We start from the raw sequence: 11,011 nt of genomic DNA on the forward strand, positions 1-11,011 counted from the left end.
TCGGTTCACGAAATCGAGCACGTAAGATAGTCAACCAGCTTCACGAAATCGGTGAAGGTTCAATGAGCCTCACACACAGAAATTCGGACAGGCCCTACACTTCAAAAACAATAGTTGGTAGCGCTTTTCTATCAAGCGCTAGAGGCTAAAAACACTGAAATTCCGAAGACCTGGGATCTTCTCCCTCTACCGCATTTCATCCCTGTGGCGCTGGCAGCACCTGCGCCCGCTCGCCGCAAAACCGCCGAGCCTCCTCCACCAGCCACTCCCGCACCAGCTCCATTGATGGGCTGGGGTGGGTGGTGGTCACAAATGAATACGCCGCGCGCGACAGCACGCTGCGCCCCAGCAGCGGCACCAGGCGCCCGGCCTTCACGTCCTGCAGCACCAGCGCTGCGCGGCCCATGGCAATGCCCTGGCCGGCCAACGCAGCGCCCAGGGCCAGCTGCGACAGGTTGAACTGCTGGCCACCGGCCCAGGGTGGAGGCGTGGCGCCCATCTCGGCAAACCAGTGCTGCCATTCCTCATACGTGTCCGCACCGTCCCAGGCGCTGCCGTCGTGCAGCAGCCAGTCGCCGCGCAGGTTCTGCGGGCGGGTGATGGGCGGGTGGCGGGCCAGGAACTCGGGGCTGGCCACGGGGATGAGCCATTCGTCCAGGAACACGGTGGCGTTCAGGTCGCGGTAGCCGCCCAGGTCGAAGCGCACGGCGGCTTCCACCCCATCGCGCACCATGCGGGTGCGGTCCAGCGTGTGGAACTCGCCAAACACGCGCAGCCCTGTGTGGGGGTGCTGGCGAAAGAAATCGCCCAGCCGGGGCGTGAGCCAGCTCATGGCAAACGAGGGCGAGCAGCTCAGCGTGGCGGTGGCGGCCTCTGCCGGTTGGCGCATCTGGGCCAGGGTGCTTTCGATGGCTTCGAAGCTCTCGCGCAGCACCACGGCCAGCCATTTGCCCTCGGGCGTGGGCACCAGGGCGCGCGGCGTGCGCAGGAACAGGGGGCGGCGCAGCCAGTCTTCGAGCTGCTTGACCTGCTGGCTCACGGCACCCTGGGTGATGCACAGCTCGGCGGCGGCCTTGGTAAAGCTGCCGTGGCGGGCGGCTGCATCAAAACTGCGCAGCCAGGCGAGCAGGGAGGGGGTGAGTCGAAAATCCATTATTAAAACTAATGCTACGCTCAATATAAATGGTTTGTGACGGGCGCGTGACGGAAGAAGAATGTGGGCAAGACTGATCGAGATAAATTGGCCATGACATCTGCCGACCCCTCAACTGCTGTGAACGCCCTGCTGGCCAGCCGCCTGCGCAACGCCCAGCCTGCCCTGTGGACCAACCCGGCCCGGCAGGCGCAGCCCGCTGCGGCACTGCCCGCATTAGGGAGAACCATTAGTCTGGATGATACAAAGGCGGCTGCTGCGCGCCTCGTCCGTTTTGCCGGGCTGCTGGCGGAGGTGTTCCCCGAACTGGCTGCCACCGGGGGCGTGGTGGAGTCGCCGCTGCTGCCCGCTGCCGCGCTGCAATCCGCACTGGGCATGGCTGCAAACCAGGGTCGGCTGTTCATCAAGGCCGACCACAGCCTGCCCGTGGCAGGCTCCATCAAGGCGCGCGGCGGCATGCACGAGGTGCTGGAGTTTGCCGAGCGACTGGCGCTGCAGCATGGTCTGGTCGAGCCCGGCGGTGACTACCGCGCGCTGGCCACGCCACAGGCGCGCGAGGTGCTGGGCCGCTACCAGGTGGCGGTGGGTTCCACGGGCAATCTGGGCATGAGCATTGGCGTGGTGGCCTCGGCCCTGGGTTTCCAGGCCACGGTGCACATGTCGGCTGACGCGAAAGAATGGAAAAAGGACCGCCTGCGCCAGCGCGGTGTGCAGGTGGTGGAGCACGCGGGCGACTACGAGCGCGCCGTGGCCGCAGGCCGCGCCGAGGCGGCCAGCAACCCGATGTGCCACTTTGTGGACGATGAGCAATCGTTCTCGCTGCTGCTGGGCTATAGCGCGGCGGCGCTGCACCTGCAAAAACAGCTGGCCGAGCAGGGCGTGGCGGTGGATGCCGAGCACCCGCTCATCGTCTATCTGCCTTGTGGTGTGGGCGGCGCGCCTGCGGGCATCACCTTTGGCCTGCGGCAGGTGCTGGGGCCGCATGTGCACTGCTTTTTTGCCGAGCCGGTGCAGTCGCCGTGTTTTCTGGTGCAGATGCTGGCGGATTCGATGCAGAGCGTGGGCGGTCACCCCTCGGTGTACGACTGGGGCCTGACCAACCGCACCGAGGCCGATGGCCTGGCCGTGCCGCGTGCGTCGCTGCTGGCGGCCGAGCTGATGCGGCCGCTGCTGTCGGGCGTGTTCACTGTCGCCGACGACACCTTGTTTGCGCACCTGGTGCAGGTGCTGGACGCCCTGGGCGAGCGCATCGAGCCCTCGGCCGCCGCAGGCTTCAGCGGCCCGGCGATGTTGACCGGCACCACGGCCGGGCAGGCCTGGCTGCGCAGCACGGGCATCGACGCCGTGCTGCACCAGGCCACGCACCTGGTGTGGACCACGGGCGGCCTGCTGGTGCCCGATGCGCAGTACCAGGGCTTTGTGCAGCGCGGGCGGGCCGTGCTGGCTGCGCAGGGCTGACTTTTTTGCTTTCCCAATTTTTGTGACCCTTGGAGAAACCCCATGAACCGCAAGCAACTGCTTTTGTCTGCCGCCGCCTGTGCCGCCCTGGGGGCCACTGCGTGGGCTCCGGCCATGGCGCAAGAGGGGGCCTTCCCCACCAAGCCGATCACGCTGGTGATTCCGTTCCCGCCCGGTGGTGCCACCGATGTGCTGGGGCGCCTCATTGGCAAGAAGCTGGGCGACAAGCTGGGCCAGAGCGTGGTGATCGACAACCGTGCGGGTGCAGGCACGGTGATTGGTGCGACGTCGGTGGCGCGGGCTGCACCCGATGGTTACACCCTGCTCATGAGCTCGGGCACCACCTTCACCGTCAACCCTGCGGTGCGCGCCAAGCTGCCGTATGACCCGGTCAAGAGCTTCGAGCCCATTGGCATCACGGGCCGCACAGGCTTGATCCTGCTGGCCAACAAGGATGTGCCTGCCAACGACCTGAAGCAGTTCGTGGCCCTGGTGAAGGCTGCGCCCGACAAGTATTCGTATGGCTCGTTCGGTGCGGGCACCACCTCGCAGTTTGCGGGCGAGATGTTCTTCCACGCGGCGGGTCTGAAGATTCAGCATGTGCCCTACAAGGGCAGTGCGCCCGCGATGACCGACCTGCTGGGTGGGCAGATTCCGTTCACGGTGGACACCGTATCGGCCGCGCTGCCGCAGCTCAAGGACGGCAAGATCAAGGCCATTGCGGTGACCTCCGGCAAACGCTCGGCCCTGTTGCCCAAGGTGCCTACACTGGCGGAAAGTGGCTACCCGGGCCTGGAGATGGACACCTGGCTGGCCATGGTGGCCCCGCGCGGCCTGCCACCGGCCGTGAAGACGCGGCTGGAACAGGCGCTGGCCCAGGTGGTGTCAGACCCCGAAACGCGTGACAAGATGGTCGCCGTGGGGTTTGAGCCGTCCTATGCGCCGTCCACGGCACTGGCCGAGCTGATCGACAAGGAGCTGCCGCTGATGCGTGCCATCGCACAGCGCGCTGGCATCACCGCAGACTGAGCGCCGTGTGAACAAGGAGACAAACCCGAGATGACCACAACAAGTCCTCAAGCCCTGGTCGAGCTGACGGCCAACGAACTGCGCCATCGCATCGGCACGCGCGAGATTTCTCCGGTGGAACTGCTCGACGCCTGCATCGCGCGCATCGAGGCGGTGAACCCCTATGTGAATGCCGTCACCGCCACCTGCTACGACCGCGCCCGCACCGAGGCCCAGGCCGCCGAGCAGGCGGTGCTGCGCGGCGAGCCGTTGGGCCTGCTGCATGGCCTGCCCATGGGCGTGAAGGACCTGGAGGCCACGGCGGGCTTGCTGACCACCTATGGCTCGCAGATCTACCGCGAGCACATTCCTGCCGAGGACAACGTGCTGGTGGCGCGCCTGCGCGCTGCAGGTGCCATCGTCACGGGCAAGACCAACATCCCCGAGATGGGCGCGGGCGCCAATTCGCGCAACACCGTGTGGGGCGCCACGGGCAACCCATTCAACCCCCACCTGAACGCCGGGGGCTCGTCGGGTGGCTCGGCCGCTGCGCTGGCGTGCGACATGCTGCCGGTGTGCACGGGCTCGGACACGGGTGGGTCGCTGCGCATTCCGGCGTCTATTTGTGGCGTGGTGGGTTTCAGGCCATCGCCCGGCGTGGTGCCCAGCTCGCGCAAGCTGCTGGGCTGGACGCCGATTTCGGTGGTGGGCCCCATGGGCCGCACGGTGGAAGAGGCCTGTCTGCAACTGGCCGCATCGGCGGGCATGTCGGCGGGCGACCCGCTGAGCTACCCGCTGGACCCGATGGGTTTCCTTCTGCCCGAAACGGTGGACCTGAGCCGTCTGCGCGTAGCCTATACCGAGGACTTTGGCGCCTGCGCTGTGGACAACGGTATCCGCACCGTGTTCCGCCGCAAGGTGCAGGCCATGAAGCACCTGTTTACCCGTTGCGATGCCATCGACATCGACCTGGGCGATGTGCACCGCTGCTTTGACGTGCTGCGCGCCGAGGCCTTTGTGGCCAGCACGCGCGAGGCTTACGAGCGCGACCCCGCCAGCCTGGGCCCCAACACCCGCGCCAACTACGAAATGGGCGCCACCATGACGCTGCTGGACAGCGCCTGGGCGCAGGCCGAGCAGACACGCATCCTGGCGCGGTTCCAGAAGCTGTACGAGGACTACGACGTCATCCTGGCGCCCACCACGCCCGTATCGCCCTTTGCCTGGACCGAGCTGTTCGCCAGCCACATCAACGGCGAACCGCAGGCCAACTACTACCGCTGGCTGGCGCTGACGTACGTGACCACGCTCACCACCCACCCGGCGCTGAGCCTGCCCTGCGGGCTGGACGATGCGGGCATGCCGTTTGGCCTGCAGATCGTGGGGCGCTTCCGCGCCGACCGTCACACGCTGGGCGTGGGGCATGCGCTGGAGCAGGCGTTCAAGGGCATTACAGGGCTGGCAAGGCCCCGGCCCGACATCGCCAAGCTGATGCAGACGCACGCCGAGCCTGCTTTGACCTCCATCGTGACCGTGGCACCCGATCCCCGCGACGCCCGCAGCCTGCCGCGCGATGACCGTGCGGCATCGGCCGCGCAGGTGTCGGCTGTTTGAGCAGGAGGAGTAGATGCAAACCCTAGACACCATCGTCATCGGCGCAGGCATTGCCGGGGCCTCCGTGGCCTGGCAACTGGTGCAGCCCGGCGACGCAGGGCAGGGCGCCAGCGTGCTGCTGCTGGAGCGCGAATCGCAGCCCGGTTATCACACCACGGGCCGCTCGGCAGCGCTCTACATGGCGACCTATGGCACGCCCAACATCCAGGCGCTCACCCGCGCCAGCCGCGCTTTTTACGATGCGCCGCCACCCGAGTTTGGCACCGAGCCCATCCTCTCGCCCCGGGGGGTGGTCTATGTCGCCAGGCCGGACCAATTGGACCTGCTGAAGCAGACCTACGACGAAGCGCATGCCGCATCGCCCAATGTGCGCTGGGTGGAACAGGCCGAGCTGCTGGCGATGCTGCCCTGCCTGAAGCCCGAGGCCGTGGCCGCCGGCATGAGCGAGCCCGAGGCGGCCGACATCGACGTGAACGCCCTGCACCAGGGCTACCTGCGTGGCCTGCGCCAGCGCGGCGGCCAGGTGCTGACGAACGCCGAGGTCACGGCCGTGCGCCGCGAAGGCGATGCGTGGCAGGTGACGCTGGCCGATGGGCGGGTGTTTGCCGCCCCCACCATCGTCAACGCTGCAGGCGCCTGGGCCGACGTGGTAGCGGGCCTGGCGGGCGTGCCGCCCATCGGGCTGGAGCCGCGCCGGCGCACGGCGTTTACATTCCCGGTGCCCGAGGGCATGGACGCCACCCACTGGCCCGCCGTGATCGGCATCGACGAGAGCTTTTACTTCAAGCCCGATGCGGGGCAACTGCTGGGCTCACCCGCCAATGCCGACCCCACGCATCCGCACGATGTGGTGCCCGAGGAGCTGGACGTGGCCACCGGGATCTATCACATCGAGGAAATGACCCGCTTCCAGATCCGCCGCCCGTCGCACACCTGGGCGGGCCTGCGTTCGTTTGTGCCGGATGGCGACATGGTGATTGGCTGGGACAACCATGTGCCCGGCTTTTTCTGGCTGGCCGGGCAGGGCGGTTATGGCATCCAGAGTGCTGCGGGCGCCTCGTTGCTGGCGCGGCAGCTGTTGCGCGGCGAACCGCTGGCCGACGAGCTGGTGTGCGAGGGCGTGGGGGTGGAAGGGCTGTCGCCTGCGCGTTTGCGCTGACCTGATTGGAGCTTTTGGGGCTTTGCCGCTGGCTGGAAAATCGCTTGCAGCTGTGTTTTATGCAGCGGTTCCAGCTGGCGGGGCCTGAACCTCGGCCTGCACCGCGTGCGCGGGTGCCTGCTGGCGTGCCTGCAGGTTGGTGCGCACAAAAGCCTCGAAATGATCGGGTGGCAGTGGGCGGCTGAAGTGGTAGCCCTGCACCTGGTCGCAGCCCTGTGCGCGCAGATAGTCCAGTTGCTCGGCGGTTTCCACGCCTTCGGCGATGGTGGTCATGCCCAGGCTGTGGGCGATCTGGACGATGGCGGTGGCAATGGCCTGGTCGTCTGGGTCGGTGCCGATGTCGCGCACGAAGGACTGGTCGATCTTGAGCTGGTTGATGTGAAAGCGCTTGAGGTAGCTGAGCGACGAGTAGCCGGTGCCGAAGTCGTCGATCGACAGGCGGATGCCGCGCTGGCTCAGCTCCTGCATCTTCTGTGCGGCAACTTCGGGGGTTTTCATGGCCACGGCTTCGGTCAGTTCAAGTTCGAGGCCTTCGGGGGGAACGCCAGTTTGCTGCAGCAGCTGGCTGACCATGTCGGTCAGCCCGGGTTGGCCAAACTGCACCGCCGAGAGGTTGACCGCCATGGTCATCATCGGCAGGCCGCTGTCGAGCCAGGCGCGCAGCTGGCGCAGCGCGGTCTGCAGCACCCACTCGCCAATGGGCACGATGAGGCCGTTGGCCTCGGCCAGCGGGATGAATTCGGCCGGCGACACCATACCCCATTGCGGGTGGTTCCAGCGCAGCAGGGCTTCGGCACCGATGATGCAGTCGTCATGCAGCGACACCTGCGGCTGGTACTCGAGGTACAGCTCGCCGCGCGGCAGGGCCTGTTTTAAAGCGTTGCCCAGGGCCAGCATGCGGGAGGAATGCGCCTGCATCTCGGGCGTGAAGAAGCGGTAGCTGTTGCGCCCTTCTTCCTTGACGCGGTACATGGCTGTTTCGGCGTTTTTCAGCAGGGAATCGAGCTGCTGGCCGTCATCGGGTGAGATGGCGATGCCGATGGATGCGGTCACGAACATCTCTTGCCCCGCCACCTGCACCGGCTGTGCCAGCAAGTCCAGCAAGCCGGTGCAGAGCTTGGCGGCTTCGTCCTGGCTGGTGTGGGGCAGCAGGGCGACAAAATCATCGCCCGAGTGGCGCGACAGCGTGGCGTCGTCGGGCAGATCGGAGCGCAGGCGCTGGGAGACTTCCAGCAGCAGCAGGTCGCCCACGTTGTGACCCAGCGAGTCGTTGATGTCCTTGAAACGGTCCAGGTCGATCCACAGTACGGCCAGGGCGGTACTTTGGCGGATGGCGTAATCAAAGTGCTTGCCCAGCATGGTGCGGTTGGGCAGGCCGGTGAGCTGGTCGTGGTGCGAGAGCTGCTGGATGCGCGCGGCGGCCAGTTTGCGCTCGGTCACGTCTTCTTTGTGGGCGAGGTAGTGGGTGACTTCGCCCTCTGCATTGCGCACCGGGTAGATGAGCACCGATTCGGTGTATTCGCGGCCGCTTTTGCTGCGGTTGATGAGATCTCCCTGCCACGATTTTCCTTGCTGGAGCCGGGCCCACATGCCCTGGTAGGTGGCAGCGGGCGTTTTGCCCGATTGCAGGACGTTCGGGTTCTTCCCCAGCACTTCGGCGGCAGTGTATTCGCTGGAGCGGGTGAAGGCGTCGTTCACGTATTCGATGCGGCCTTGCAAGTCGGTGATGACGATGGGCAGAGGACTTTGCGCAACGGCCTGAGAGAGCTTGCGCATGGCCTCTTCGCTCTGCAGGCGCTGGGTGATGTCGCGCGAGATGACCACGAAGTGCTGGCCATGGCCCGGCTGGGGAGGCTTGCGCGCCACCGAGAGCTCGAACCAGCGTTGGCCGTCGGGCACCCTCAAGGGCAGCACCCGGCCGCGCGAGAAGCCCTGCTGGCGTGCTTCTTCCAAGGCGGCCAGGGTGATGTCGGCTGCTTCGGCGGGCAGCGCTTCCTGCAGGGTCTTGCCCAGCAGTAGGCTGGCGGGGGCGGCCAGGCTGCCCGCATGGCCTGCGCGCACATCCACGTAGCGCCCTTCGTCATCGAGTTCCAGCATCGGGTCGGGCAGGGCGTCCAGCGTGGCCTGCAGCTGCTGTTGCGAGGCGCGCAGCAGGGTGTAGGGCCGCTGCACGGTTTCGACAAAAATTGCGCGGTACAAAAAGGCGTAGGCGAGCGCCTTGTAGATGTGGCCCACCGTGTTGTAGGTATCGGTGACGCCGGTGTAGCGCGTGAAGAAAAACTCACTCAGCGCCATGGTGCACGCCGCCGCAAACAGGCCGCTGGTGTTGAAGCTGCGCTGCCGCCGCATGTGCCTGAGCAGCAGCGCGGCGGCAGCCAGGTACAGGGCCATCAATGCATATTCGAAGCCGATCTTGAACGCGGTGAGCCCCTGGCCGGGAACAAAGGTTTCGGGCAACAGGTGCGGGGCCAGAAAAAACAGCCCGTACAAGGCTGCAACCAGCAACAGCACCATGGCCAGCAGCGACCATGCGCAGGGCCGCGAGGCGCTGGTGCTCCAGGGAAGCCATGCCACGGCGAGAAAGGTCAGTGCGCTCAGCAGCCGTGCGGCCAGCCAAAAATGAATGCCCTTTTCGGTGGAGTTGGGGGTGATGAAGTCGGGCATGCCGTTGTACGACAGCATGTGGCCGAAGTCGAGCAGGCCCACGCCAAGGAAGGCGCAGCCCAGCAACAGCGCGTTGCGTGGCAACTGCTCATGCTTTGCGCTCCAGACCACACCAAAGGTGAGCGCTGCCACCACGATCGCCAGCGTCTCCAGCGCCATGTGCAGCGGCAGGTAGTGCGCCACGCCCCGCATGCCGGGCAGGGAGGGCAGTGCCATGACCAGCACCAGCAAAAGGGCACCCACGGCACGGATGGACTGGCGTGCTGCGGGCTGGTGGCTGGTGTGTATCAGCATGGGCGGGTGGGTTGCTTCTTGCCCGAGGTGGCGAGAGTGCCCAGCGGAGTATATTTGTATAAGAGTGTAGTGTTTGTGATGATATGTTTATAGGCCATGCGGCTAGTCCGCTGGACCGGGCCAGCCGACGCGCCCCTGGCCGTGGTCGTTGACGCGCTGCACAAAGGCGCTGGCCTGGGTTTCGGGCAGGCGCAGCTGCAGGGTGACGAGCGAGCCATGTTGCACGTGCAGCAGCTCGGCGCCTGCGGCCTCGATCTCGCGGCGCAGCAGGCCTTCGAGCGCATAGGGCACCAGGCATTGCAGCGTGGCCATGCGTTGCAGCTGCACCTTGGGCGCCGTGAGCAGGGCCTGGGCCACGCAGTCGGTATAGGCACGCACCAGGCCGCCGGCACCCAGCTTGACGCCGCCAAAGTAGCGCACCACCGTGGCCAGCACGCCGTCGAGGTCCTGGTGGCGCAGTACGTCCAGCATGGGGCGCCCGGCGGTGCCGCCGGGCTCGCCGTCGTCCACTGCTGCCGATTGCCCGCCTGCCAGCAGCGCCCAGCAGATATGGGCTGCGCCGGGGTGCTGCTTCCAGAGCGCATCGACATGGACCTGGGCGCTGGCGCGGTCGGCCATGGGCTGCACGCAGCCGATGAAGCGGCTTTTCTTGATGGTGATGTCGCTGTGCGCGGGCGCAGCCAGGGTCTGGGGCATGGGGCGCGAGCTTAACGCGCGTGCCAGACCCAGTGCCAGGCTCGCCGGATTCAATGTGCAGGCTCTAAGGTGCGAATCGGTGGCGTCGAGTGATGCAACAGCTGCAGCAGGTCGAGTTGCTTGGACGTGCCGGTCTTGGAGAATATGTGCTGCAGGTGTGTGCGAATAGTCGGCTCACTGATACCCAGCATATCGGCCGCCTCCGTGCCGCTCAGCCCCTGGGAAAGCGCCAGCAGCACGCGCAGTTCGCCTCCGGTGAGCCCGTGCAGCTTGGCGAAGGCCTCACCCGGCATGCATGTCGCCTGAACAGGATCCTGCATGAAAACTGCGACCGATGCGGCAAAGGACGCAAAAATGCCGTGGCGCTGAGTGCTCTCAATCGGAAGAAGGGTCGCAACGTATCCGCCGCCGAATCCAGCGGGTATCGCCACGAAATGTTCGCCCATGTTCCTCACCGCATCATCACGCGCTGCTTCTTTCATCGCCTTTGCCAGCGCATTGCGAGCCGCCAAATCCGTGGGAACAATCCGATTGTTTACCAAGTGAATCGCATTGCCCATTTTGATCTGGCATTCAGCAGCATGGTTCAAATATACGACGTGACCGTCGCGTGCTGTAAGAAAAACACCAGCAACAAGCCCATTCAATGTGTTTTCCAGCATTTCCGATCTGATCGCCCTGATATCCAGCATTTCGGAGATGGCCAGTGCGCGGCATACATGTGGCGAGAGAATTTTGAAAAGAGTGAGGTCACGTTGTTGAAAATCAGGTTCGTTTTCGCTTCGTGACGCATGCAGGGAGGTCATGCGTTCTTCGGTTTTTATCATGGGGAAGCAGGCCATGTCCTGGAGTCCATACGGTTTTAGTACCGGCGGATTCAAAAGTGAAGTGCAACACCCTGGGTTTCAATGAACGAGGGTGGAGTGCTGCGGGCTGTTGATCAGCAACTCGCGGTATACGGCCAG

At 65.5% G+C, this 11,011-nt stretch carries 8 protein-coding genes; 4 read left to right on the forward strand and 4 right to left on the reverse strand.

Translation table 11 applies throughout. From position 1 onward, the window contains the following. Nucleotides 1-196 precede the first annotated feature (196 nt). The gene (locus BLW02_RS18730) at nucleotides 197-1,153 is read right to left on the reverse strand and encodes a LysR substrate-binding domain-containing protein (protein WP_092701481.1); all 957 of its coding nucleotides are present in this window, start codon (nucleotides 1,151-1,153) and stop codon (nucleotides 197-199) included. 93 nt (nucleotides 1,154-1,246) lie between these two features. Here BLW02_RS18730 and BLW02_RS18735 point away from each other — a divergent pair, with 93 nt between their 5' ends. From BLW02_RS18735 to BLW02_RS18750, 4 genes are read left to right on the forward strand one after another with little or no spacing between them, the layout of a single operon-like run. After that, the gene (locus BLW02_RS18735; protein WP_092701484.1) at nucleotides 1,247-2,611 is read left to right on the forward strand and encodes a D-serine ammonia-lyase; all 1,365 of its coding nucleotides are present in this window, start codon (nucleotides 1,247-1,249) and stop codon (nucleotides 2,609-2,611) included. A gap of 42 nt (nucleotides 2,612-2,653) precedes the next feature. Then, nucleotides 2,654-3,640 carry a Bug family tripartite tricarboxylate transporter substrate binding protein gene (locus BLW02_RS18740; RefSeq protein WP_092701487.1) on the forward strand — a complete coding sequence of 329 codons (987 nt, stop codon included), beginning with the start codon at nucleotides 2,654-2,656 and terminating at the stop codon, nucleotides 3,638-3,640. Nucleotides 3,641-3,670: 30 nt separating this feature from the next. Next, nucleotides 3,671-5,233: an amidase gene (locus tag BLW02_RS18745; protein WP_092701490.1), complete on the forward strand. Its 1,563-nt coding sequence runs from the start codon at nucleotides 3,671-3,673 to the stop codon at nucleotides 5,231-5,233. Nucleotides 5,234-5,246: 13 nt separating this feature from the next. After that, nucleotides 5,247-6,392 (forward strand): NAD(P)/FAD-dependent oxidoreductase, encoded by a 1,146-nt coding sequence (locus BLW02_RS18750; RefSeq protein WP_092701493.1) that lies wholly within the window; start codon nucleotides 5,247-5,249, stop codon nucleotides 6,390-6,392. 57 nt (nucleotides 6,393-6,449) lie between these two features. Here the strand turns inward: BLW02_RS18750 and BLW02_RS18755 are convergent, their stop codons facing one another. The 3 genes from BLW02_RS18755 to BLW02_RS18765 form a co-directional block, all read right to left on the reverse strand. Further along, a complete protein-coding gene (locus BLW02_RS18755; protein WP_244273761.1) occupies nucleotides 6,450-9,350 on the reverse strand; it encodes a bifunctional diguanylate cyclase/phosphodiesterase in 2,901 nt (966 codons plus the stop codon). Nucleotides 9,351-9,452: 102 nt separating this feature from the next. Next, the gene (locus BLW02_RS18760) at nucleotides 9,453-10,046 is read right to left on the reverse strand and encodes an IMPACT family protein (RefSeq protein ID WP_092701496.1); all 594 of its coding nucleotides are present in this window, start codon (nucleotides 10,044-10,046) and stop codon (nucleotides 9,453-9,455) included. A 50-nt stretch (nucleotides 10,047-10,096) separates the two neighbouring features. Continuing rightward, on the reverse strand, nucleotides 10,097-10,852 hold the full coding sequence (locus BLW02_RS18765) for a helix-turn-helix transcriptional regulator (protein ID WP_244273762.1): 756 nt from the start codon (nucleotides 10,850-10,852) through the stop codon (nucleotides 10,097-10,099). Nucleotides 10,853-11,011 lie beyond the last annotated feature (159 nt).

Source organism: Acidovorax soli (assembly GCF_900107605.1).
In the GTDB taxonomy this organism is placed as follows: domain Bacteria; phylum Pseudomonadota; class Gammaproteobacteria; order Burkholderiales; family Burkholderiaceae_C; genus Acidovorax; species Acidovorax soli.